Annotated in this window: 26 protein-coding genes; 20 read left to right on the forward strand and 6 right to left on the reverse strand. The window is 66.1% G+C overall.

Annotation, left to right across the window (positions count from 1 at the left end; translation table 11 throughout):
- Positions 1–331 precede the first annotated feature (331 nt).
- Positions 332–1,321: a hypothetical protein gene (locus ABIA33_RS19715; protein WP_370083476.1), complete on the forward strand. Its 990-nt coding sequence runs from the start codon at positions 332–334 to the stop codon at positions 1,319–1,321.
- Positions 1,322–1,612: 291 nt separating this feature from the next.
- On the opposite strand, the gene ABIA33_RS19720 is transcribed toward ABIA33_RS19715, so the two are convergent.
- Positions 1,613–2,236 (reverse strand): hypothetical protein, encoded by a 624-nt coding sequence (locus ABIA33_RS19720; protein WP_370083478.1) that lies wholly within the window; start codon positions 2,234–2,236, stop codon positions 1,613–1,615.
- 396 nt (positions 2,237–2,632) lie between these two features.
- Here ABIA33_RS19720 and ABIA33_RS19725 point away from each other — a divergent pair, with 396 nt between their 5' ends.
- On the forward strand, positions 2,633–3,238 hold the full coding sequence (locus tag ABIA33_RS19725; RefSeq protein WP_370083480.1) for a hypothetical protein: 606 nt from the start codon (positions 2,633–2,635) through the stop codon (positions 3,236–3,238).
- Positions 3,235–4,350, forward strand: coding sequence for a helix-turn-helix domain-containing protein (locus ABIA33_RS19730; RefSeq protein ID WP_370083482.1), 1,116 nt, complete (start codon positions 3,235–3,237; stop codon positions 4,348–4,350). Before ABIA33_RS19725 ends, ABIA33_RS19730 begins: the two co-directional genes overlap by 4 nt.
- Before the next feature lie 380 nt (positions 4,351–4,730).
- On the opposite strand, the gene ABIA33_RS19735 is transcribed toward ABIA33_RS19730, so the two are convergent.
- Both ABIA33_RS19735 and ABIA33_RS19740 read right to left on the reverse strand, forming a co-directional pair.
- Entirely contained in the window at positions 4,731–5,492 is a 762-nt protein-coding gene (locus tag ABIA33_RS19735; RefSeq protein ID WP_370083484.1) for a hypothetical protein, read from the reverse strand.
- 239 nt (positions 5,493–5,731) lie between these two features.
- Positions 5,732–6,976 (reverse strand): HNH endonuclease, encoded by a 1,245-nt coding sequence (locus ABIA33_RS19740; RefSeq protein WP_370083487.1) that lies wholly within the window; start codon positions 6,974–6,976, stop codon positions 5,732–5,734.
- Positions 6,977–8,402: 1,426 nt separating this feature from the next.
- On the opposite strand from ABIA33_RS19740, the gene ABIA33_RS19745 reads away from it, so the two are divergent.
- Complete coding sequence (locus ABIA33_RS19745) at positions 8,403–8,954, forward strand: nuclease-related domain-containing protein (RefSeq protein WP_370083804.1); 552 nt, start codon at positions 8,403–8,405, stop codon at positions 8,952–8,954.
- Here the strand turns inward: ABIA33_RS19745 and ABIA33_RS19750 are convergent.
- Positions 8,951–9,400 (reverse strand): NUDIX hydrolase, encoded by a 450-nt coding sequence (locus tag ABIA33_RS19750; protein WP_370083489.1) that lies wholly within the window; start codon positions 9,398–9,400, stop codon positions 8,951–8,953. The genes ABIA33_RS19745 and ABIA33_RS19750 overlap by 4 nt on opposite strands.
- Before the next feature lie 30 nt (positions 9,401–9,430).
- On the opposite strand from ABIA33_RS19750, the gene ABIA33_RS19755 reads away from it, so the two are divergent.
- The 11 genes from ABIA33_RS19755 (at position 9,431) to ABIA33_RS19805 (ending at position 18,190) form a co-directional block, all read left to right on the forward strand.
- Positions 9,431–10,213 carry a GntR family transcriptional regulator gene (locus ABIA33_RS19755; protein ID WP_370083491.1) on the forward strand — a complete coding sequence of 261 codons (783 nt, stop codon included), beginning with the start codon at positions 9,431–9,433 and terminating at the stop codon, positions 10,211–10,213.
- 135 nt (positions 10,214–10,348) lie between these two features.
- A complete protein-coding gene (locus ABIA33_RS19760; protein WP_370083493.1) occupies positions 10,349–10,693 on the forward strand; it encodes a hypothetical protein in 345 nt (114 codons plus the stop codon).
- Between the two features lie 5 nt (positions 10,694–10,698).
- On the forward strand, positions 10,699–12,084 hold the full coding sequence (locus ABIA33_RS19765; protein WP_370083495.1) for an FtsK/SpoIIIE domain-containing protein: 1,386 nt from the start codon (positions 10,699–10,701) through the stop codon (positions 12,082–12,084).
- 88 nt (positions 12,085–12,172) lie between these two features.
- Entirely contained in the window at positions 12,173–12,421 is a 249-nt protein-coding gene (locus ABIA33_RS19770) for a hypothetical protein (RefSeq protein WP_370083497.1), read from the forward strand.
- A 288-nt stretch (positions 12,422–12,709) separates the two neighbouring features.
- Complete coding sequence (locus ABIA33_RS19775) at positions 12,710–13,375, forward strand: DUF2637 domain-containing protein (protein WP_370083499.1); 666 nt, start codon at positions 12,710–12,712, stop codon at positions 13,373–13,375.
- The gene (locus ABIA33_RS19780) at positions 13,372–13,566 is read left to right on the forward strand and encodes a hypothetical protein (RefSeq protein ID WP_370083501.1); all 195 of its coding nucleotides are present in this window, start codon (positions 13,372–13,374) and stop codon (positions 13,564–13,566) included. The genes ABIA33_RS19775 and ABIA33_RS19780 overlap by 4 nt, the downstream gene beginning before the upstream one ends.
- Positions 13,567–13,589: 23 nt before the next feature.
- Complete coding sequence (locus tag ABIA33_RS19785; RefSeq protein WP_370083503.1) at positions 13,590–13,907, forward strand: SpdD protein; 318 nt, start codon at positions 13,590–13,592, stop codon at positions 13,905–13,907.
- 105 nt (positions 13,908–14,012) lie between these two features.
- The gene (locus tag ABIA33_RS19790; protein WP_370083505.1) at positions 14,013–14,204 is read left to right on the forward strand and encodes a hypothetical protein; all 192 of its coding nucleotides are present in this window, start codon (positions 14,013–14,015) and stop codon (positions 14,202–14,204) included.
- Entirely contained in the window at positions 14,201–14,395 is a 195-nt protein-coding gene (locus ABIA33_RS19795) for a hypothetical protein (RefSeq protein WP_370083507.1), read from the forward strand. The genes ABIA33_RS19790 and ABIA33_RS19795 overlap by 4 nt, the downstream gene beginning before the upstream one ends.
- Positions 14,396–14,415: 20 nt before the next feature.
- Positions 14,416–15,783 (forward strand): tyrosine-type recombinase/integrase, encoded by a 1,368-nt coding sequence (locus ABIA33_RS19800; protein WP_370083509.1) that lies wholly within the window; start codon positions 14,416–14,418, stop codon positions 15,781–15,783.
- On the forward strand, positions 15,776–18,190 hold the full coding sequence (locus tag ABIA33_RS19805; protein WP_370083511.1) for a tyrosine-type recombinase/integrase: 2,415 nt from the start codon (positions 15,776–15,778) through the stop codon (positions 18,188–18,190). Before ABIA33_RS19800 ends, ABIA33_RS19805 begins: the two co-directional genes overlap by 8 nt.
- Before the next feature lie 14 nt (positions 18,191–18,204).
- On the opposite strand, the gene ABIA33_RS19810 is transcribed toward ABIA33_RS19805, so the two are convergent.
- Positions 18,205–18,579: a hypothetical protein gene (locus ABIA33_RS19810; protein WP_370083513.1), complete on the reverse strand. Its 375-nt coding sequence runs from the start codon at positions 18,577–18,579 to the stop codon at positions 18,205–18,207.
- 78 nt (positions 18,580–18,657) lie between these two features.
- Here ABIA33_RS19810 and ABIA33_RS19815 point away from each other — a divergent pair, with 78 nt between their 5' ends.
- Positions 18,658–18,843 (forward strand): recombinase, encoded by a 186-nt coding sequence (locus ABIA33_RS19815; protein ID WP_370083515.1) that lies wholly within the window; start codon positions 18,658–18,660, stop codon positions 18,841–18,843.
- Positions 18,844–18,878: 35 nt separating this feature from the next.
- On the opposite strand, the gene ABIA33_RS19820 is transcribed toward ABIA33_RS19815, so the two are convergent.
- Positions 18,879–19,301 (reverse strand): hypothetical protein, encoded by a 423-nt coding sequence (locus ABIA33_RS19820; RefSeq protein ID WP_370083517.1) that lies wholly within the window; start codon positions 19,299–19,301, stop codon positions 18,879–18,881.
- 9 nt (positions 19,302–19,310) lie between these two features.
- On the opposite strand from ABIA33_RS19820, the gene ABIA33_RS19825 reads away from it, so the two are divergent.
- The 4 genes from ABIA33_RS19825 to ABIA33_RS19840 are packed head-to-tail and all read left to right on the forward strand — an operon-like array spanning position 19,311 to position 23,668.
- Positions 19,311–20,858 (forward strand): DNA cytosine methyltransferase, encoded by a 1,548-nt coding sequence (locus ABIA33_RS19825; protein WP_370083519.1) that lies wholly within the window; start codon positions 19,311–19,313, stop codon positions 20,856–20,858.
- On the forward strand, positions 20,855–22,318 hold the full coding sequence (locus ABIA33_RS19830; RefSeq protein ID WP_370083523.1) for a replication initiator: 1,464 nt from the start codon (positions 20,855–20,857) through the stop codon (positions 22,316–22,318). Before ABIA33_RS19825 ends, ABIA33_RS19830 begins: the two co-directional genes overlap by 4 nt.
- A complete protein-coding gene (locus tag ABIA33_RS19835; protein WP_370083524.1) occupies positions 22,284–22,502 on the forward strand; it encodes an excisionase family DNA-binding protein in 219 nt (72 codons plus the stop codon). Before ABIA33_RS19830 ends, ABIA33_RS19835 begins: the two co-directional genes overlap by 35 nt.
- The gene (locus ABIA33_RS19840) at positions 22,502–23,668 is read left to right on the forward strand and encodes a tyrosine-type recombinase/integrase (protein WP_370083526.1); all 1,167 of its coding nucleotides are present in this window, start codon (positions 22,502–22,504) and stop codon (positions 23,666–23,668) included. Before ABIA33_RS19835 ends, ABIA33_RS19840 begins: the two co-directional genes overlap by 1 nt.
- Positions 23,669–24,026 lie beyond the last annotated feature (358 nt).

Genomic DNA, 24,026 nt, shown 5'->3' on the forward strand with positions numbered 1-24,026 from the left:
ACTTCACACTGTGGCGGCAACCAGAAGCCCACACCAGCCCTCCGACCAGGTCACTCCCACCAAAGCCCCGGACTTCTTCAGGGGCAAGTAGCTAGTGCTGTGACCGGCAACGTTCGCCGGTTTGGCGGTGGTGCCACCTGAACCGGTTGGGCGTGGGGAGATCCGATTCGGCGCGGGGAGGCGTGGCGGCGGAGCCGGTCAACCTTCGGAGACTGACCGTGGGTGCCGGCGATCGCCCGTCTGGCCCAGGCGGACGACGACACCGTGTAGACCAGGCATATCCTGCTGAGGCCGGATTGATGCTTTCACAACCCAGCGGTGGGGAGTCGACATGAGCGTCAGGTGGGTAGTTCTAACAGCTCTCACGATTGTTGGAGCGGGTCTAGTTGTCTTGAGTGGACGCCTATGGCAGCACCACCTGTTTAGGGCAACGGTCTTGATAAATCTTGGCACGGGCATCCTGGTCATTGTTGGCGTGTCGTTGGTGGCGAAGTATCTTGAGAGGCGAATCGCCGATGTTGAAGCTGATTCACGCCGCATTGAGGAAGTGCTGGAAGATTTGAAATATGCGGCGGCGGGATTGCCTGCGCCACCGCGTCGGCTCAACAAGCAAACCGGAAAGATAATTGGTCAGTGGCATGCTCACGAGAGGGCGCGATTCGATCGTCTAGAACAGAATCCCAAAGCGGATGCACTGGCTTCTCTACTAGATGAAGCGCAACGCAAAGGCTACGTGTCCCGCCGTGGGATCAGCGTAGACCTGGATCATGACCTGGGCCTCCAGTTTGAAAGCAAGAACGGATCTGTAGTTAGAATAAGCCTCGAAGCTAGGTCCAGTGACGGGCTACGTGCCACGTTTGGAATTCCCATGCCTGCGCCATCAAGCCTTGATTGGCGCTCGGGACGGCGATTTTTCAGGCGGCGCGGAGTAAATTTTTCAAATGCAATGGCAATCATAAAGGATAACCTGCGCCTGAAAGGCTTCCCAGACGCCGGGAATCGCCTGATCGCGGACGAAGTCTGGCATAGCTTGATGCAGACCATGCGGATTGCTTTTGGCATTCGCGGAAATCAGGTCTCCACACCGCTGGAGCGCGTGAGAGGAACAGTCGAAGGCGACTGGGTTATTACCGATTTCGCAATTAAGTCTCTGTCGTATGACTTTAACTTGCCGATCGAGTACATATGGGATGGTGTGGCCGTTGCTGCTATGCGAACTGAGGCTGCCAAGGTAAGGCAGGATGGGGCTTTCAATCATGCCATTACTTCGGCCCAAGGGCTGCTATTTCTTGATAAGCCAGGACGTAAGAGAATAATGTAAGGTCGCGTGAGGCGCCTGCCGGCGCCAATTCTGTCTCAGAAAACAGGACCTTTAGTGCAAGGCGCATCCCTGCCCGTCGGCCGACGCAAGCAGGATTTCGTGCTGCCCCGGCGCACTGTAACTGCTAGCCTTCTTGATTCGCGAGCCTTCGGACCCTGACCGGCACTGCCACCGTGCTTCGCACCTCCGCCTTGAATGTCTGGCGGTATCCAGCCCGTCCGAGGCACACCAGCGTCAAATCCGGTGAACCTTCCCGGTCACAGCACTAGGGGCCGACGAGTGACGTGGGCATCAGTAGCGGAAGGCCGCGTCAAGATCAGGAAAAAGAGACTCCGACGGCGCCAGGTGCACGGTGCGGAGAGGGATGTTGAACCACGCGGGGTCGAAGGCCACGCCCGTGAGCCTCTCCATCAGCGCGAACGATACTGAATGCGCTGTCTCCAGCGTGAACGGGGCTCCTTCGGCCCAAACGGGGATCTCCGGTGCGTCGTCCATGAAGGAGGCGTCTTCGATCCAGCTCGGGTCCTCCAGCACGCCAGTGATCTGGCCGCCGGCGGCGTGCATGACCTGGAGGTATCCCTCCACATCCCAGTGGATGCTGAAGAACTCGCCGCTGAACGAAGATGCGCGACGAGCCACCTCCGCGACTCTCCCGCGGGAACCGCTCTCCAGAGCGACGATGCGGTCGCCCGTGTGCATGGTCTGAAGCAGGGCGTAGTCCGACGGATAGTGCTGGCACGCCACTTCGAGCGCCTCGGCAGTGGTCATGCGAAGGGCAGCTACGGGGTCTCCGCCAAAGGCCCTGATCACATCGTCTTCCGTACGGCCGCCAACGACCGAAACGGTGAGAGCTTGCAGCTCGTCAGCCTCGCCCAGGTCTGCCCACGCGTAGCGTCTGACCGACTGCTCCCACATCGGAAGTCCCCCTCGTTCTGGTGCCCGGACACTACAGCAGAGCGCCACGCAACGCTGCCCTCAGATCACCGCTTTACAAGAATGCCAGTGATCACGCGGCTTGACCTGGGACGCTCCCGGTCATGCCGGATACCGGCTGATCCCCCCGTCAGCATCCCTGAGCGACCGAGGCGCACCGGCCAATCTGGCGCGCAACTGGCGCACACTCCTCTACTCGTCGGAGACCGGCAGAGCTCGGCTTCCCGTCCCGACCCGCGCCTCGATTGAGAGCACGAGGGGCACGCTCCTGCGCTAGAGTCGAACATCGATTCGATTGCGATTCCCTCGCAAAGCGCGGGTGGGCAATCTCCCCTCGTGCGCTCGACAGGGTGTGAACTCGCGTGGCATCTTATGCACATGGCAACGTATGCAGAGACGGTGCGTCAGCTCCAGCCCGTCATCAAGCCCGTGTTCACCGCCCTGGAAGCCGGACTTGAAGGCGCAAACGAGCACCACGTGGCTCGGAAGCTCAAACGGAGTGACGATCCGTGGCACTATGCGCACACTGCGCGACGAATCGCGATCGACCTCCTCCGAAGCCAAGGCTTGCAGGCGGAGAACGAGAGGGGTCGACCGATGTACGCCATGTCTGGCCTGCTTCTTTTCTACCGCGGCATGGCCGTGCGCATCCTCCGTCCGAGCAGGGACGTACGCAGTCAGGGCGTGACCATCCCAATCCCCGGTCGTTCGAAGGCTCGACAGGGCTTTTGGAGCCAGCAACCGTCATCGGCACTCCCCGGGCTTGAGACTGACAACATCCTGCTGCTCTGGGAGGACAAGAACGGTGTGCTCGTTGACCCCATGACACTCGTCCGCCCCACCGGAGGCAACCACCGCAAGAACAGCCTCAGCGTGGACTGGGTTGGCAAGCTGAACCAAGGCATGGCTACCCTTCGTGCTGCCGACCTCGATGAACTTGAGCCGGACCAGGACTACCGTCAGCTAGGAGACTCGGGCACATGATCTACGGCGAGCGCGTCAAGCAGGTGCGGGAGATGCACCAGATGACGCAGTCTGAGCTCGCCCGTGCCGTCCCTGGCCTGACGCAGTACCAGCTATCGCGTATCGAGAAAGAGCTTGCGCAGCCAAGCGAGGAAGCGGAAGCTCTTCTCGCAGCGACCTTTGGCGTTTCCGTCGAATTCTTTCACCGCGAACCATCCGCCAGTCTCACTGCCCTTTCGCCGCAATTGAGAGCTCGAAGCCGGCTTACTCAGCGGAGCAAATCGGCAGCCATGCAGTGGGCGCGATTGGTTTATGAGGAGTATTCAGAGCTGCGCGCCGGGGCTCGCGTTATTCCGCCATCAATCAATCAAATGCATGGCTCCTCCCCCGCCGAGGCAGCAGCGGCAGCCAGGGAGATCTTCGGTTTTACTCCCCATGAACCACTTCCATATTTGGTGCTAGCCATAGAGCGCGCAGGAGTAACCGTTCTCGGGATCCCATTCGAAAACGAGACCCTGGATGGGTTTTCGGCATGGCGTGGTGACGAGCCAGTGGTGGCTATGCTCTCTGATGTGCCGGGCGATCGGGTTCGTTTCACCATTGCCCATGAACTCGGCCATTTGATTCTTCACCGTCCTGGCCAGACAGGCAACGCGGTTGAGATCGAAGCTGACCAGTTTGCGGCCGAGCTTCTGACTCCTCGCGATGCAATGAAACAAGTTTTCCCGTCCCATCCAACGCTAAGTACCCTTGCGATGCTTAAGACGCAATGGGGAGTTTCTATTAAGAGCCTTGTGCGAGCAGCCAGGGAAGTTGGAGTGATCGACCAAGAGCGAGCCATCAGCCTATACAAGCAGATAAGTGCGCGGGGATGGAACAAGCAAGAGCCTGGCCATGTCCCCCACGAGAAACCGCGAGCGCTTCGGAAGCTCATGGAGATCCGCTATGGGAGTGGTCTGAACATTTCCGCCCTAGCAAAAGACGCCGACTGGTCAGAAGAGTTGGCTTTTCAGATTCTTGAGCAGCATGCGACTGTCGATGAATTGCCCCATGCGCCCGTTCGCTCGACATCGAAGTCGGGGGATAATGTGATCCAGTTGCGCAGCAGGGTAGCCACGGGAACCTCCGGGTAACTCGGCTAGTGACGCTGCAAGTTGGCTTGCTTTCGACTATCGTGGTGAGTCACTGGGCAGACCTGGCAGACCGAGCAGCCCGGAAGAGAGGCACGCGGGAACCTATCTGGGTAGATTCGGTCTGATCACGGGGTCCTTTTTCTCAATCGCCGTCATCGCAGCACGCAGATCCTCCGGATGCCCATTGTTATAGCCAGTTGCTGGGCCAACATCAGGTGTCTGGTTATCAGCGGGTAGTTGGGCCATGCCTGCCAACTCCAATCGGTCAGCAGAACCACAGCGGGTACGGGCAGTTGTGGCGGTACTTGATCACGGCAACGAATGTGCCTCGACTTGGCTCCTCGGCGTCCGGGCGCCACGGCTACAGCCCCTCTACCTGCCTAGATCTGGTCCCAATCGGTGGGGATCTCGATCGGTTGCCAGTTGGCCCCATCGTTCAGATTGCGCCGAAGAACCGGGGCTGCGGTCTGACCCACCAGTTCCTCTCCGTCGATGAACTGCCGGAGGCTGATGAGGACGAACTTGCAGTAGTTGGTGACGTCGACGATGGCCCGGTTGGTCACGATGTCGTTGCCCAGGTCCGAGGTAGCCAGCTCATCCGCGAGGCGGGCCAACGTCCGATAACGGCTCACGAGCTCGGGGTTGTTGATAAGCAGCAGTTCAGTGCGCAGGCCGCGCTTGAAGCTGAGGAAGGGACCGCGAACGACCTGCGCTGCGACGGAGGATGTGTAGTTGAGGCTTCCCTCAAAGGTGCTGCCAGCCCGGAGAGCAGGCAGCTCTGAGAGTACTGAATCCAGGTCGCCGATCCGTCCGAGAAGGTCCGCCGCAGCCCGCCGGGCGATTGCGTCCCTCTGCTCCTCCCGATCGAGCTCCCGCTCGCGCCCAGCCTGCACCAGGCGATTCGCTCGCTCATCAGCGGCTAGGAGCGCCTGGGCACGCCTATCTGCTCTTGCCTGCTTGCTCTGTTCCTGAAGCTGCTTGTCCAGCGACACCGCGTGCACCCTCTGATCTTCAGCCGCGATTTCTCTGGCGTTCGCATTGGCGCTCCTGGCGGTCCACCAGACGATGAAGCTGCCGCCGATGCCACCCGCGAGGGCTGCAACGAACGTAACCACGGCGTTGATCCAGTCGGTGTGCGTCATGCCGGACATCGTGGCGTCCGCAGACCTCAACTACCAACCGCGAGGCCAGTTGGGCCGTCAGGCTGTAGGTGATCTGCAATGCCAGGAAGGTGTCTCCAGCGTGAACGGCGCTCCTTCGGCCCAAGCGGGGATCTCTGGTGCGTCGTCTATGAAGGGGGACGTCTTGGATCCAGCTCGGATCCTCCAGCACCCCAGTGATCTGGCCGCCAGTGGCGTGCATGACCTGGAGCGAGCCGTTTTCAGCTCTGCCACAGCGCGTGCTGACGGCCAGCCAGCTCCAACAGCACCCCACGCAAGACGGACCGCTTCCGGCCTCGGGTCTTTAAGGCGTGACAGTTCGGGCAAAGAGCCACCATCTGCACCGGGTGATCCCTGCCACCCGCAGCGATCTCCATAACGTGATCCACTTCAAGGATCGCCTCCCCGCTGTCGGTGACATCGTCCGGCATCCCTGCGCACGCCGGGTTCTCACACCGCCCCCCGGCCCGCAGCAGCACAGCCTTCCGCGCCGCCTGAGACCGCACCGGATCTGCATTGAGCCGGACCGCGCGTGCCCCGTGACGCCCCGGCTCGGCTGCCTCTACCCGTGCCACTAGGCGCTGATACTCGGTCTGCGCAGTCCTGGTAATCCCGCTGGGGCCTGCGGCCGGCACCTGACGACCTTCGCACTGCTTGTGCCGCACCAGCCCATGAGAAAGCACCTGCTTCCCACAGATCGGACACATCCTCGGAACCGCGACGGGCTCCGCAGGCATGGGTCGAATGACCGCGATGCCGCCTTGCGGGGGCCCGTCGGGCCGGACCGGCTTCCCCTTCTCCTTCCCTCTGGCCTTCATGATTTCCAGTTGGCCAGGGAGCGGCGCAGCTCGTGACAGGGGTATCGGGGGGCGCAGCTTCGGCGGGTAACCCACCCAGTGGTCCGGGGACTTGGCACCCACCTGCTTCGGCTTCCTGGCCTCGAGGAGCGCATCCAGTTGTGGTCCCCGATCCAGCCCGCTTCGGACCGCGAGATCGTGTGTCTTCAGCGAAGTGCCTATCAGGGCGACAAGCCGCCGCGTTACCGTGTGGACCCAGCCCGACGCCTCATCCTCCGACACGCGACGTCGGTCCCGAGTTGGCTTCGCCTTCCCGTGCATTCGCCTTGTGGGGGACGGAAGCCACTGCACGGGCATGCGCCGGGTGATGTGGAAGGCACGGCCGGCCGAGTCGATCCGCAGGTCGCTGTCCTCGGCGACTCCACCTTTCACCAGATCATGCATCACCCACACCAGCTCCGCGTCGGAGACGATCCGACGCATCCGGAGACTGACCTGCGGATAGCATCCCAAGTGAAGAGTGACCAGGGCGTCAAAGTACATCGTGCTGTGGACTACGACGCCGACACCCTTCTCCTCCGTGCCGTTGAGCTGCCGCAGGAATTCCCACCGCTTCCGCGCGATCTCTCGCCTCTCGTCGTATGTGATTCCCTCCTCGGGGCCGTTCATAAGGTCTCGTCCATGCGCTTGGACGGCCAGAACAGCCACAGACCCACGCCTACATCCGAGAGCTCGTGTTCTCGCACCACGCTGACATGGTCCCGCATCAGCACCAGTAGTTGAAGACAACGCCAAGGACGCAACCCATCAGGTACGTTCGCCCCGAGCACAGTCGGCCTGCGAAGACGAACGCGGAGGCTTGGTCTGCCAAGATCGAGGGCAACCGTGTTCGCGACGCTGAGACGTTGGCAACTCGGGCACGGCTGGCGCCTCTCCGATACCACAGCGGTCCCTGCTGCCATCCCGTCTGCCGTCGTCCCACACCTCGGTGGAGCAGCCTTGCCCCCTGGTGTCCAGGTGGAGCGCCCAACTGGACGAACGACCTGGACACCAGGGGGCAAGGCTGCTCGGCTCTGCCTGGGATGACGGCAGACGGGATGGCAGCCCCCGCCCAGCCACGAACAACGGGTGCCCGCCCGCCGAACTGCGGCCATCCCGGAGCCGGAGCGCCCCCGCCGGAGGCACCGGGGTCCTCTTCGTCTCTACCGTCCTGATGTCCTGCTTCTTCGACCCGTCCTAGCGGAGGTGGGTGGTGCCGTTGGGGTGTTCACCCGTTGCCCCGGTCTGTGTTTTCCGCCCCTTGTGGGCGCGGACGGGCGCGGGCGCCGCCCCGCTCCCGGCGAAGACATGGGGGGTGGGGCGAGCGCCGGCGTCCGGCCGGCGCCGCCGCGCTGTGCGCGGCACCTTTCGACTCCACGTTGAAGACTGATTCAGCCCATGAGAGATCCGGGAATCGTCGCGGCCTCGTCCGCTCGATGTGCCTTCTGTCGGCTTCCTCTGTCCCTGCCCGGACCTTCACCTATCCGGCGGTGCGGACCGGGCTGCGAAGCGAGCGGAGCGAGCGTCTTGATCCAGTAGGGAAAGTCATCACCACGCAGGCATGAGTTTTTGGATCGCCCAGCGTGGGGCGCGGGGCTGTCCATGGCCGGTTGACGTCTTGCCTCCTCAGTCCTGGCCATGTTGATGTTGAGTAGAGACTGATGCGCTCGCTTCGGGGGTGGTGCGTGGACGGCCTAGAGATCCATCGTTGGCGTTATGGCGGGCAGGATCGGCTCTATGTTGATCTGTCCGGTCGCCGCAGCAAGGGTCAAGAAGTGGCCTGGTACGACCTGAGAACCGGCGAGACCTGCATCAAGAACGCGAAGCTTGAATCAGCATCCCGGGCTCTCATCACACAGTGGCTGCATGACAACAGTGCTCGATCACGCGGCATCCGGTTGCGCCCGCTCCTCCCCCGCTTCCCAACCGAGCCGCTGCGTGGATTCCGGCGCTCCCTCCCTTCACTCGAGCTGACGATCTTTCGACCAATCAACCTGGCCAGTCCGTGCGCGAGCAAGTCGACAGAATTGAAGGGAAGCGCAGTCCTGTTGTCCGGGTGCTCGCCCATCTGATTCGTGCCGATCTTGGAGCAGGCGACTGGCGGACTGGCCTAGTTGGCGAGCGTGTCGTAGGCGCGTCACTCAGACCGCTTGCTGGTCAAGGATGGTTCATCCTGCACAGCATCCCCTGGCCCAGTGGCGCGGACACGGACCATCTCGTGATCGGTCCGCCCGGAGTCTTCGCGATCAACACTAAGCACCATGCCGGAGCGCGCGTTTGGGTCGGGGAGAAGATGCTCCGGGTGAACAACAGCAGCACCGATCATCTACGAAACAGCATCGCTGAGGCAGACCGAGTGGCGCGCGTCCTACGCCATTGGTGCGGCTGGGATGTCCCTGTGCACCCAGTGATTGCCATCGTGGGAGCTCGGGACATTGCATTCGCCACGAGCGGTGCACGCCCTCGTTCCCTGGTGGTTAACGGAACGGAGATCGACAAGCACCTGATCGCGCAGGCGGGACATCTATCGGCGAGCCGGTTCAAGTCCGTCTACGAAGTCGCCCGGCGACGAAGCGTCTGGCAGTCGGCTCCTCGCAGGGCTGGCTAGCCTGCCGGTCGGTCCGACTCAAGGATCACTCGACCATCATGGGTGCGGATCGCGGGCACAAGGTCACCTCGCAGCGCGTCTTGGATCCGGACGGCGTAGACCTCCGCCATGTTGGCGGTGACCTGGCTCGGTGTCAGCCAGTCGACTGCCGTTGACTCCTCGGAGACTTGTTCGTGACCGCCGTCGGGACTGCATCGAAAGACGAGAGCGACGATGCCCCTGCTGATGTTCTTGTACACGCCGGTCAGCCGGTCCACGGAGACTTTGATCCCCGTCTCCTCGTAGACCTCGCGTCGTACCCCGTCTTCCAGGGCTTCGGTCAGTTCCAGCACTCCGCCCGGGGGCTCCCAGGTGCCGTTGTCGGCGCGTTGGATCGCCAGAATGCGCCCGTCATCGCGGACTACCACTCCGGCCACGGACACGGAGTGCTGCGGCGTGGTACTCATGTACAGGAGAGTACGGGACAGGGAAGGACTATGGGGAGCACTGACGCGTCATCCTCGGCGGCAGCACCGAAGTATCTACAGATCGCAGACGACTTGGCGGCGAAGATCCGATTGGGGACATTGGCCCCCGGGGACGCCGTACCAAGCGAGGCAGATCTGATGGAGCTCTATGGCGCCGCATCGGGAACCGTCCGCAAGGCCGTGGCAGAACTGCGGGTCATGCAGTTGATTGAAACCCACCATGGCAAGGGCTCGTACGTCCGCCGCCGGCCGCCGGTGCAACGCAAATCCTCGGATCGCTTCCGGCGCTCGCATCGACTGGCAGGCAAGGCAGCGTACTTGGCAGAGGTAGAGCAGTCCGGCGGCGAGCCGTCCGTCGTCGTGCTCCTCGTCGGCGCGACACCAGCCCCCAAAGAGATCGCTGAACGACTCGACGTCCCGGTCGGCACGAAGGTGCTGGCTCGCCGTCGGCGCTACTTCCTGGACGGTACGCCGACCGAAGAAGCCACTTCCTACCTGCCTTGGGACGTAGTCAAGGACATCCCAGAGATGTTCGAGGAGAACCCCGGCGGAGGCGGGATCTACGCCCGACTCGAGGAGCATGGGTACACCCTCTCCGACTTCACCGAGACCGTGCGGGCACGTCTGGCTACCAAGGCGGAGTCGGTCTCGCTGGCATTGAGTCCTGGCGCGCCGGTGATCCACCTCGTTCGGGATGCTCGGACCGTTTCCGGTCGCGTGGTGGAGGTCTGCGACACGCTCATGTCTGCTGACCAGTTCGTTCTCGACTACCGGTTCCCAGCCGGAGATTGATCGACAGTCAGATCGCCTGGCCCGCCACAAGATTCTTTCCGTGGCGGGTTTACTTATGTACAGGAGTGGGGCACTCTCTAGTCATCACTCCTGTACATGAGTGCAGGAGATCGTCTCTTCTAGAGGAGTAGGCAGATGCCTTCCTTCAAGATTGATCTTTCGTCCGCCTTCGTGTTCGTGGCGGTTCCGCCCACGCCGAAGATGAAGAACAAGAAGACCGGTGAGATGGCCATCGACATCGCGACCGAGCTGCCGCTGTACAACGTGGGGCTCACAGTCACCGACGAGGGCACCGCCGACCTGCTCACGGTGGCGATCCCCGAGTCGGGCATCCCGGCCGACCTGGGTCTCGGCATGCCGGTCGCGGTGACCGGGCTGCGGGCCCGGGACTGGGAGAACGTGTCCAACGGCGAGAAGCGGCACGGCATTGCGTTCCGCGCGGTGGCGATCACCTCGCTCGCGCCCAACGGGAAGGGCTGAGCGCCGTGTCGGAGCTGGTGACGCTCCTGGAGACAGGAGCACCGTTAGCCGCGGTCACGGGCGGTGCGATGTACGCCCGCCAGCGCACCCCGCGCACCTACTGGTCCACCGTCGGTCTGCCGGCCGCGATGGCGCGGATCGTCCACCACTGGGCCGACACCATGGAGGCGTGCGGCCTGACAGTTGAACCGTCCATGTGGCAGGTCTTGACTGCCCGTCGCGGTGAGGGGGAGGTTCCCCATGCGGTTCCGCCCAGGTTCAGGGGGATCCGTCCCTCGACAATCGGTCTGCGGATCCGGCTGCGGCTGGCGCGCGGCCAGTGCACCGAGGACGTGCAGCGCGCGGCCGATGCCCTGCGGCACGCCTGGAAGGTCCAGGCGGTCTACGTCTCCGAGGTTCGCCCCGGCACCGTTGACCTGCACATCCTGGGCTTCGACGTCCTGCGCCGCGTCGTCCTGCCCTCCCGCACCGTGGCCAAGCAGACCCAGCTCCTGCGGATACCGGTGGCCCTGCGGGAGAACGGGACGGTGTTCGTCCGCGACTACCGCACCATGCCCAACGGCCTGACCCTGGGCGCCCTGCTCTCGGGCAAGTCGATGTTCGGCCGCAACCTGTTCACCGGTCTCGCACCGCAACCGGTGGCCATCGTCGGCATCGACTGCAAACGCGGCGTGGAACACACCCCCTTCTCCGCCCGGCTCTCCGCCCTGGCGGTGGACCCGGATTCGTCCCTGGACCTGCTCCGTGTCCTGATCGCGGAGATGGAGACCCGGTTCGACCTGATCCGCTCCCAGTGGGGCATCCCCTCCCGCGTGCCGGACGAGGAGATCGCCACCGACATCTGGTCGCTGCCCGCGCACCTGCGCCCCGCACCGATCGTGACGGTGATCGACGAGATCGCGGAACTGTTCCTGTTCGCCAGCTCCGCTGAGGAGAAGCGCCGCAACGAGCTGGTCACCCTCATGGTGCGCCACGCCCAACTCTCCCGCGCCGCGGGGATGTACCTGGAGGTCATGGGCCAGCGCTTCGGCTCGGAACTGGGCAAGGGCGCCACCATGCTCCGCGCCCAGCTCTCGCACCGGATCGTGCACCGCGTGAATGACCTGGAGACCGCCCGCATGGGCTTGGGTGACATCACCGAAGAGGGCATGCACGCCTCGACGCTGATCTCCGCCGACCAGCCGGGCACCGCGATTGCCGGGGACGCGGCCGGCCGCTGGTCCCGCATCCGCACCCCGTACCGCTCCCTGACCGAGGCGTCGGCGTACTGCGCCCGGTTCGCGCACATGGTCCCGGACCTGCCCGCTCTGGCTCCGTTCCGGCCCCTGGTCCCCGAACCGGCGCCGGTAGACGCCTCCGTGCTGGTCAAGCCGCTCCCGGCGACCGACTAGCCACCCCTCGCCCGCCCCTGGTCGGCGCCCCTTTCGCGCCATGTCCCTACCCCCGCCATGCCTGAACCCGCCCCGAGAGGACCACCTGATGTCCGCCTCCATGAGCTTCCACGCCGACGCCGAGTCCCGCGTGACCTGCCACACCTACGGCACCGACACCCCGCCGATCCTCGCTCTGGACGGCCCCGGCCACTCGCTGATGATCTCCGCGTTCGACAAGGTCCCACTGTCCGACCACCTGACCTTCGCCCGGTCCCTGGTCGACGCGATCACCGAGTACATGGCCGCCCTGGAAATCTACGCCGCCGCCCACACCGCTTCCGCGAAGGCGGGTTGAGCCGGATGGCCACCGCCCGCAAACGCGCCACCACCAAGCCCACGCCCGGCCCGGATCCCGTTCCTTGCGAATCGTGCCAGGGCACCGGATTGGTCGACCGGCCGATCCGAGTGGGTCGCCAGCAGCGCAACGTCGGTGACCAGCAAGGCGCCTGCCTGGCCTGCTGGGGAACCGGCGAAGCTCCCACACCTGATCCCACCTGAACCCTCGATCCACCGGTATCGGGCGGCAGGTGCTCCACGCCCCGCCCGGTACCGGTCCCAACTCCCGTCAATGAGAGGTCGGCTGATGCGTCACCTGCCCCGGTTGGACCCGGTCCTGATCCAAGCCTTGATCGCTGCCTCGCTGTCCTTCGCGCACCTGCATGACATCGCCTCGGCTGCCGGACAGAACGGCTGGAAGGCCTGGGCCTACCCGGTCTCGGTTGACCTGCTGCTGGTCGCCTCCTGGCGCCGATTGCGCTCGGGCACCGCGGTGCGCCTGGCCTGGGCCTGGTTCCTGGTCTCGCTGACCGCATCCCTGGGAGCGAACGTGGCCACCGCCGGATTCCTCGACCTCGGCCATGCCCCAGATTGGCTGCGGATGCTCGTCGCCGGCTGGCCCGCCGCTGCGTTCCTGGGCGGAACCCTCCTCGCCCACACCCACACCCCGAACGCACCCGAACCCCAGACCGTGCCCGACCTGGAACCCGAACCCACGCCGGACCCGGTCTACCTGGACCGCACCGAACCCGCTTCGGACCCGGTCCCCGCCCTCGAACCCGCAGCCGAGCCGGTGCCCGTCCCCGGTCCTGCTGCCCCGCCCGCGCTGGTGGCCTACGCCCGCAAGCTCGCCGACGACCACCACACCCGCACCGGCCAACCCATACCCGCCGACCTGCTGCGCACCCGCCTCGGCGTCCCCACCGACCTAGCGGATGCGATCGCCGCCGAACTGCAAGGAGTCCCCGCATGACCGTGACCCTGCCCCTGGTCTTCGTCCTGGCCCTGCTCGCCTGGCTGATCGTGCGCTCCATGCGCCTGCCCGCCTGGGCCTGGGTGGTGCTGATCCTCTTCGGCTTCTACCTCGCCCACACCTTCCTCGCCCCGCTCATCGACTCCGGCACCCGCACCGCAACCACCATCGTCAACCACCCCGGCCACTGACCAACCCTCAGAAAGGAATCGCCATGCTGCTGCGTCCCAAACTCCCCGAGCCCGTCACCCCGTACTACGCCCCCGCCCCCGGCCCCGCCCTGGACCACTACGCCGCTCACGCACCGGCTCCGTACGGACCGCCCTACGCCTACCCGCCCGCTCCCGCGCCCCGGCGCTCGATCGCCCCCTACGTCGCCGCAGGCGTGGGCGCGGTCGGAGGTGTGGCGGTGGTCGGCGTGGTCCTGGTCGGCCTGCTGCTCGCCTTCGCCATCGGCGCCCTGTCCATCGCGGTGGTCGCCCTGGTGCTCCGCGCCCTGCTCAACACCCCGGACCAGCGCCCGCACCGCTGACGGCCCTCCGGGGCGGTCTCGATACCGCCAAGCATCCACCGCCCCGGACGGCCCCGCCCCTGCCCAGTCCAGCTCTGACACCGAATCCGAGAAGGAGACCCGTTCATGATGCCCCAGCTTCGCCCTGCCCTGCGCGTGTGCCCGACCTGCGACGGCTTCCCCGTCGTGGCCGTGGCCATCGGCCCCCGCCGCACCGACGGCACCCTGCCCACACTGCCGGTGACCTGCCCGGACTGCCACGGCGTCGGCACCCGCCCCGCCCCCGTGCGCCCCGTCCTGGCCCTGATCGGCCGGTGACCGCGGTGAGCCTCATGGACTGGCGCGACTCCAAGCACTGGAGCGAGACACCCAAGCCCTGCGTGCTCTGCGACACCCCGACCCACCTGCGCTCCGAGCGCGGCAAGCCCGTCCACAAGGTCTGCGCAGAGGACTGGAACGACACCCGCACCACCCCCGACCAGACCGCGGCAAAGCGCCGCCGGAACTGACCCGAAAGGAGACAACTGCCATGACACTGACCCTGATCGACTTCTTCTGCGGTGCGGGCGGCTCCAGCACCGGGGCCGCCGCCGTGCCCGGCGTGGTGCCGGTCCTGGCCGCCAACCACTGGGACCGCGACCTGTTGACTGCACTATCTCAGGCCCCGATCTGGTGGGCCCTCCGTGTGGAGGTAGTGCTGGTGGACATTCGAAAGTCGCTGCTGGAAGGCCGGGCCAAGCTGTCCGATGCCGGGGAAGTTCGGGCCACCGAGGATGCCCTGCTGCCGTTCGTCGTGGTTGACGCAACCGGTCAGCCCATCGGGTACTTCAGCGACTTCCTGCGGGAGTTGACGCTGGGTGACGCGAGCCCGCTGACGTGCCGCTCCTACGGCTACGACCTCCTGCGCTGGTGGCGGGTACTGACTCTGGTCGAGCTGGCGTGGGACAAAGCGACGCGAACCGAGGTCGAGCTGCTGGTGGGCTGGCTGCGATCAGCCCCGAACCCGCAGCGCCGGCGGACACGACCGGATACGGCGCCGGCAGGGTCTGTGAACCTGCGCACCGGCAAGCCCTCGCCGCGGGCTGGATACGCCCCGGCGACGATCAACCATGCGCTTTCGACGTTGTCGGCGTTCTACGCCTTCCACCTGCACTTCGGCCGTGGCCCGCTCGTCAACCCGGTGCCAGAGGCTGCAGAGCGGCGGATGTTGCTGGCCCATCGAAGCCCGCTGGAGCCGAAGGCTTTCGTCCGCCGGGCCCCGCTGCGGCAGAAGACAGCGGATCGGGTGCCGCGGTCGATTCCGGACCCGCTGTGGGACGAGCTGTTCACTGCGATGGGCTGCCACCGCGATCGGGCCCTGCTGGCCTGCTATGTCTCCAGCGGCGCTCGCGCCAGCGAGCTGCTCGGCCTGCTCGGCAAGCACGTGGACTGGGCAGGACAGCGAATCTGGGTGACCTCCAAAGGCAGCCGGACCCTGGACCCGCTGCCGGCCTCGCCGCAGGCGTTCCGCTACCTGAGCTGGTACTTCGACGAGCACGGCACCGTCGCCCCGGACGAGCCGGTCTGGCGAGTGCTGCGCGGCCCGGATCGACCGCTCACCTACTGGGCGATGCGCCGCGTCATCCAGCGCGCCGACGAACGGCTGGGAACGAACTGGACCCTGCATGACCTGCGGCACACCGCCGCCGCACGGATGGCCTCCGACCCGCGGATGTCACTGGTGGAGGTTCAGACGGTCCTTCGACACCGTCAGCTGTCCACAACAGAGAGGTACCTGCAGCCGCGCACCGAGGAACTGTTCGACAAGCTCGCCGAGCACTACGCCCGCCCCGCCCCGACACGGAGCTTCCCGGCCGGCTACGACCCCGCCGACGTGCAGGCGGTGTTCGGTGGCTAGGACACTGACACGGCCCAAGCTCAGGCCAGCGCAACCCGAGGTCCCGAAGTCCAAGTTCGACCGCAATGCGATCGACGCCGCACCCGCCCCAGCCCCCGAGATCCCGCCGCGCCCCTGCGGAGTGCTCGACTGCGCCGACGCCGAGCAGATCCGCGCGGTCGCGAAGTCCGCATTCGGGCCCACCGACGCGCCCAGCCGCACCCGCAGCCGCGACAGCGGGCTCCGCACCCTGCTCGACCACCTGGCCAGCTTCCCCGGCACGACCTGGCAGGAGCGGTGGCAGACCAGCGGCTTGAACACACGAGGACGCCCTGTCCGTGACCTTGCCGAAGGTGACGGGCCCCGGGCCTGGATGACCCAGGGACTCGAAGCCCTGTTCTGCCTGCGGATCATCCAACCGACCCTGGAGGCGTTCCGGTCCAACCAGTTCACCGAGTACCCGAAGGCGTTCCACACCGCCCAGCAGGACCCCGCCCTGGAGGCATTCTTCACCGCCGTCGAGGCGACCGGAACCTCCCGGCACTGGAAGCGCCGCGCCGTCTTCGACGTCTGCACGGCACTGACCACCCAGGGCATCGCCTTCGCCGACCTGACGCCGGAAGCCTTCCTCCACTACGCGCGCACCACCCGCGACGCCGCCCTGTCGGCCTACAGCTACGCCACCTACGTCGGGCACCTGGCCTGGCAGGTCATGCACGAGACCGGCCACTTCCCGAACTCGGCACCGAGCACGCTGCGGGCCGCACTACGAGCCCCGAAGCTGACCTGCCAGGAGCTCGTCGCCCAGCACGGCATCAACAACGCGGCAGTCCGTGACCTGCTCATCCAGTACCTGGAACGCCGCAGCCACGACCTCGACTACAGCTCACTGACCAGCCTGTCCTACGCGCTTGGCCGAACCTTCTGGAAGACCGTCGAAACCGTCAACCCCGACCAAGCCAGCCTGCAACTGTCGGAGGACACCTACCAGCACTGGCGCGAAGCGATCCGGACCCTGGACAACGGCAAGCCGCGCCGCACCGAGGACGCGGTGTTCACGACCGTGCGCGCCTTCTACTACGACATCCAGGCATGGGCCGGTTACGAGCCCGAGCGGTGGGCCAACTGGGCGGTCCCCTGCCCGATCCCGCACCGCGAGATCCGGGCCGGAGCCAAACGCCGACGGCGCACACGCGAACGGATGGCCGACCAAACCCGCCAGCTCCAGCCGCTGCTACCCGCCCTGGTCCGGTATGTCGAGGACAAACACCGCACCATGGCCGCGCTGCTGGCCGACGGCACCGGACCGGATGACGTCGTCGCCATCGACTCGCGTATCTACCGAAGGCTGTTTACCGCGGCCGACCGGCGCCGGGCCTCCCTGCACGGCGTGGCCAACGTCCGCTTCCAAGACGAAGAAGCAGACAAGGCCATCAACGTGACCCTGGCCGAGGACACCGCGTTCTGGCAGTGGGCGATCGTCGAGGCCCTGCGACACACCGGAGTACGCATCGAGGAACTGCTGGAGCTCTCCCAGCTGAGCATCCGTCAGTACCAGCGTCCCAACGGCGAGGTTGTTGCCCTGCTCGTCATCGCCCCGTCGAAGACCGACCGGGAACGCGTCATCCCGGTGTCCGCCGAGCTCTTCCACGTGCTGGCCTGCATCATCCGACGGCTGACCAACGGGCGATCCTCGGTCCCCCTGGCCACGCGCTACGACGAGCACGAGCGGGTCACCAGCGAGCCCCAGCCGTTCTTGTTCCAACGGCGCATCGGACAGCGCAACGAAGTGATGACCACCGGCGCGGTCCGCGAGATGCTCCGCCGGGTCTGCGGTCGCCTGGCCGACGAGGACCCGCGGTTCGGTGACCTGAAGTTCGCCCCGCACGACTTCCGCAGGCTCTTCGCCACCGATCTCGTCAACAACGGCCTGCCGATCCACATCGGTGCCGCCCTGCTCGGCCACCTGAATTTGGAGACCACGCGTGGCTACGTCGCGGTGTTCGAAGAAGACGTGGTCCGCCACTACCAGACCCACCTGGCCCGCCGGCGCACGATGCGACCGCAGGAAGAATACCGCCCGGTCACCGACACCGAGTGGCAGGAGTTCGAGGAGCACTTCGACAAGCGAAAGCTCGAACTCGGCAACTGCGGCCGCCCCTACGCAACCCCCTGCAGCCACGAGCACGCCTGCATCCGCTGCCCCATGCTCCACGTCGACCCGAAGATGCTCGACCGGCTGGCCGAGATCGAAACAGATCTGCTCACCCGGCGAGAGCGCGCAGAATCCGAGGGCTGGCTCGGCGAGATCGAAGGCGTCGACCTCACGCTCAGCTTCCTCAAGAGCAAGCGTGCGGAAGCCCTCCGACTCAGCCGCGCCACGGCCGTCGATCTCGGGATGCCCGCCCCTCGGGAGCGTGACCGATGACCCGGGCCCGCCGATCAGGACTCAGTAAGGATCGCGGCCTTCAAGCGTTCGTACTCAGCCACGGCAGCGGGCACATGGTCGAAATAGTCTTCCCAAAAGCCAGCTCGCTGCCACTCACGAGGAGCCAACGACAGGTTGCCGTTCTTCAGCTCAGCAACCCAGCAGGTCGGCAGCCGCTCGCTCACAACCGCGAACATGGCCGCGTTCCACAGCCCCGGCGAGTCGTAGTACTCCCTGCTGCCGGCCTGGTCGGGAATCCGGAACAGCACGCGATCATTACCGGCGAGAACCTCCAGGACTGGGTACTCCGCACCGATGCGCATGGCCGGGTGATCACTGACAACGGCCCCGGTCGCCGGACTGATGATCTGGATGCAGCGGACGATCATGAAGACAGCCTACGCAGGTCCAGGACCTCCTCGGCACGCCGATTTGCAAAGTGCGGAGAAGCCAGCATCCGCTGCTCCATGCTCTACGTCGCCCCGAAGATGCTCGGCCGGCCGACCGGGATCGAGTCCGACCTCCTCGGCCGCCGCGAGCGCGCCGAAACCGAGGGCTGGCTCGGTGAAGTCGAGGGAATCGAGCTCACCCGTCTCGCTGCCAAGACCCAGGTCGACCTCGGCATGCCTGCCCGCACAGGGAGGACGAAATGAGCGTCATGGACATGAAGCACTGTCCCGCTCTGGAATCACACCAGCAGCCGAATCGTCGGAACATCCGCGTCGATCGCGATCTCCGTCTTGCAGCCTCCGCAGCACACACTCGTGGGGCGTCGCACGTTCGTCTGGATCGAGCCTTCGCTGGACGTCTCCTCGTGGGGGCAGTAGTTGCCGTAGTGCAGGCGGACCCAATTGCTCAACGGCGTTGCGTCCGTGCCCCGCTTGGCATCCTTGAACGGCGCCCACCAGAAGTCCACCACAGTCCGCAACGCCAGACGGTCTTCCTGGCTTGTCACGTCGAACGCAGCGATCCGAGCAGCGGCGAAGTGATGCTCGTCCCTGCCGCTCCAGCAGATGGCCCGCTCGGCCCCCCGCTCCAGCGCGTTGGTCCGGCCGACCCGCTCGCAGACAAAGCAATCCAGGTTCAGCTGAATCCTGGGTTTCCAGAACAACCGATCACGGTGAACCTTCTCAAGCCCGGACAGAACCGCAGTGATCTCAAGGCTGCGCAACATCTGGCGATCGTCGCACAGCTGCTAGAGCGACGCCGCAGGCGACCCCGACTTGCAAAGTGCAGAGAAGCGATCGCCTCCCACGCCGCCAACCACCCCGGCGCCGAGCACTTCATCGGCGACCTGCACGACGCGGACGTCGCCCGCTTCCCGGCTGCAGACCTGTTCTGGGCCTCGCCCGAGTGCCCCAAGTGGTCCAACGCACGCGGGGTACGCCGCGACTTCGACCGCCAGCCCGACCTGTTCGGCGACACCCTGCCCGACCCCGCCACCGACCGCTCCCGCGCACTGATGTGGGACGTCCCCCGCTACCTGCAAGCCATGGCCGACCGCGGCCGACCGGTCGCCGCCGGCGTGGTGGAGAACGTGGTCGACGTACGCGCCTGGACCGACTGGCAGCGCTGGGTGGGCGACATCCGCACCCTGGGCTACCGCACCCGCCTGGTGGCCTTGAACTCCATGCACGCCCGACCCGAACTCACCGACCCCTGCCCGCAGTCCCGCGACCGCCTCTACCTGGCCTACTGGCGCACCGACCTCGGGCGCACCCCGGCCTGGGACAAGTGGCTGCGCCCCACCGCGTGGTGCCCGACCTGCCAGCAGCACGTCAACGCGGTGCAGGCATTCAAGCGCCCTGCCGCCGACATGGGCCGCTACCGCCAGCAGTACGCCTACCGTTGCCCCCACGTGACCTGCCGCAACGCCGTGATCGAACCCAACGTCCTGCCCGCCGCCGCCGCGATCGACTGGACGCTCCCCGGGCGCAGGATCGGGGACCGGCAACGCGTCCTGGCGGACAAGACCCTGGCCCGCATCTGCGCCGGACTGGCCCGCTACGCCCACCCCCTAGTGGTCCCCGCCGGTGGCACCTGGCGCGCCGACGCGGCCCCGGTGACCGCCCCCATGGCCACCCGCACCACCCGCGAAAACGACGCCCTGGCCATCCCACCACTGCTCGTGCCGGTCGAGGGCAGGGACGGCAAGGTCGCCACGTCGGCGGGTGAGCCGCTGCGCACCCAGACCGCGCGCAACGAGACCGGGTTGGCCTGGTGCCCGTTCATCGCCGAACTGCGCGGCGGCCACTCCGACGCCCGCCCGGTCACCGACGCCCTGGCCACCGTGACCGCGTCGGGAAACCACCACGGCCTGGTCACCTCCACCGAACCAGCGGCCGGCTGGGCCGACCTGCTGATCCCCTACTACGGCACCGCCCGCGCCCGCCCGACCACCCAACCGGTCGGCACCCTGCCCACCCGCGACCGATACGCGCTGACCTCAGGCAGCACCGGCGACCTGGACGAGGTGCTGTTCCGGATGCTCGAGCCGTACGAGATCGGCCGGGCGATGTCCTTCCCCACCACCTACACCGTGCTGGGCAACAAGCGCGAACGCGTGCGCCAGTACGGCAACGCCGTCACCCCGCCCGCCGCCGAAATCCTCATCTCCGCCCTGGTCGAAACCGTCACCGGCACCGAGCTACCCCGGACCACGCCATGACCACACCCACCCTCACCGCAGCCGCTGCTGAGCGGCAGTACGCCGCCACGCTGGACCTGGGCCGCCTGTGCGCGCGCGGCGACCTGCCCCAACTCATCCACCAACTGCGCCGCACAGGCGGCTGCGCCAACCCGATCCACCTGCAAGGCTTCCGCACCCTGCTGCACGCACCCACCCGCCAGACCCTGCACCACTACAGCACCGAAGGTGAGCCCGGGAACCGGCTGAGGGTGGCCTGCGGCAACCGACGCGCCTCCCGCTGCCCCTCCTGCGCCCGCACCTACGCCGCCGACACCTACCACCTGATCCGCGCGGGGCTGGTCGGCGACGACACCAAAGGCATCCCCGCCTCAGTCCGCTCGCACCCCCGGGTATTCGCCACCCTGACCGCCCCGTCCTTCGGCGCGGTCCACAACCGGCCCGACCACGGGAGCTGCCGCTGCGGACGACAGCACGGACCCGCTGATCCGCTGGTCGGCACACCGCTGGACGTGGAGCGCTACGACTACGCGCACGCCGTGCTGTGGAACAACCACGCCCCCGAACTGTGGCGCCGCTTCACCATCTACCTGCGCCGCGAACTCGCCTCCGCCGCCGGCCTGACCCGCAAAGAGTTCGCCGACCACGCCCGGATCTCCTTCGGCAAGGTCGCGGAGTACCAGCGCCGCGGGGCCGTGCACTTCCACGCAGTGATCCGCATCGACGGACCAGACGGAGCCGACACCCCACCCCCGCCCTGGGCCACGGTCGCCCTGCTCGACCGCTCGATCCGCTCGGCTGCCCTGCGCACCTTCGTCCCCCTCGACGCCTCCGCAGAACTGCCCGACCGGACCGGGTACCCCTCCCGGATCCTGCGCTGGGGCACACAGCTCGACGTCCGCCCGATCAAGGCGTTCGGCGACGGCTCCGTCATCACCGAACAAGCCGTGGCCTCCTACGTTGCCAAGTACGCCACCAAATCGGCTGAGGCGACCGAGAGCATTGACCGCCGAATCGGCGAACGCCACGAAATCGCACGCCACGACCTGCCCGACCACACCCGCCGACTGATCGAAACCTGCTGGGACCTGGACGACCACTACCCCGAACGCCTGCTCGCGCACTGGTCCCACATGCTCGGATTCCGCGGCCACTTCTCCAGCAAATCCCCCGCCTACTCCACCACCCTCGGCGCCCTACGCCAGATCCGCGCCGACTTCCGCGCCGAACAAGCCCACGAAGACCTACGCCAACGGCTACTCGCCGAAGGACTGCCCGACCTGGACGACCTACCCGAAGCCGAAACCCTCGTCCTCACCCACTGGGCCTTCGCCGGCTCCGGACTCACCCCCGGCGAATCCCTGCTCGCCGCAGGCATCGCCGAAGAACTCACCTTCAACCACGACATGAAGCGCGAACTGCAAGCCAAAGAGAGGGAGGGCGCACATGGATCGACTTCTGACGGTGGCTCAGGTAGCTGAGCTGCTGGGAACCAAGGAGGACTCGGGGGAGCGCTTCCCCCGGCGGCTGATCGCCGAACGGCGCATCGAGTTCGTCCACGTCGGCCGACACGTCCGCATCCGTGAATCCGCCGTACGCGAATACATCGCAGCCAACACCGTGAAACCGGCGGTTCGCCGTGGTCGAGTGAGGAGGATTGCCTGATGGGGAACGCCAAGGGCTTCCGTCGCCGCTTCGGCTCGACTCGGCAGTACCGGTCTGGTCGGTGGACCGCGAGCTATCTCGGTCCGGACGGTCTTGAGCGGCGTTCTCCTGAGACCTTCGCAACGAAGAAGGAGGCTGAGGTCTGGCTGTCGCAGATGGAGGCTGACCTTTCGCGGGGGGATTGGCGCGACCCGGACGCGGGGAACGTCAACTTCCTGGAGTACGCCGAAACGTGGATCGCCGAGCGGGACGTTCGCCCGACCACGCAGGAGCTGTACCGCCGCCTGCTGCGGCTGCATCTGGCACCGTTCTTCGGTGAGTGGACGCTGCTGGAGATCACCCCGCCTCGGATACGCACGTGGCGTGCGGAGCTGGTGGCCTCGGGCAAGCGCATCACTGCGGCCAAGGCGTACCGGTTGCTGAGTTCTGTGCTGGCGACCGCCGCCGACGATGAGCTGATCCGTCGGAACCCCTGCCGGATCAAGGGTGCTGGTCTGGAGAAGTCACCCGAGCGCACGACCGCCAGCATTGACCAGGTGTACGAGCTGGCGGAGCTGGTCGGCCCGCGCTGGCGTGCCTTGGTGCTGATGGCGGCGTTCACCACACTTCGGCCGGAGGAGCTGGCGGAGCTGCGCCGCAAGGACATCGACCTGGTTGCCGGGACGGTGAGTGTTCGTCAGGCCGCGCCCGAGCTGACGACAGGCCGGCGTGTGCTGGGTGATCCGAAGTCGGATGCCGGGCGGCGTTCGGTGACGATTCCCGAGGTGATGCTGACGGACCTGCGGCGTCACCTGGAATGGTTCGCGGAGAAGGGACCGGACGGTCTGCTCTTCGTCGGGCCTGAAGGGGGCGCGTTCCGGCGTTCGTCCTTCGGCCGGATCTGGCGCAAGGCTCGGGACACGGCGGGGCTGCCCGGCTTCCGCTTCTATGATCTTCGCCACACGGGCAACACCTTGGCTGCGGCGACCGGGGCGAGCCTTAAGGAGCTGATGGCGCGCATGGGTCAGTCCTCGGTGAGGGCCGCGATGATCTACCAGCACGCCACGGCGGAGCGGGACCAGAAGATCGCGGCGGGGATCGACGACGCGGTGAAGAGGATCCGCCGTCCGGCGTCGTCCGATCGGGCCGATTCTGCATCTGGTGCGAATCTGGTGCGCGACGCCTGAATTGGTCTGGACAACAAACAACCCCCAAGCCTCTGGCCTGGGGATTTTCCATGGAGCGGGTGACGAGAATCGAACTCGCGCTCTGAGCTTGGGAAGCTCGCCAGCTTGGCTGGCGTAGGGCCTCTGACCTGCTGCGAAGTGGAAAAGGCTGCCCGCTCGGCGCGGTCTCTTTGTCCCCTGCTGACCCCTGTTCACCGGGGTATCTGGCACGGATCTGGCACGCGGTCTGATCATGGCCTCACAGTGGCCGCTCCCAGCCTCTCGGCCTCTCTCCATCCTGCCACACCCGGCATGGTGTAGGACGCCCGCAGTCTCCCACCCCCAGCTGACTGGCCGTGTCCGTTTGGCCGAACCCGAC

This window comes from Streptacidiphilus sp. MAP12-16 (genome assembly GCF_041262165.1).
Classification (GTDB): Bacteria; Actinomycetota; Actinomycetes; order Streptomycetales; family Streptomycetaceae; genus Streptacidiphilus.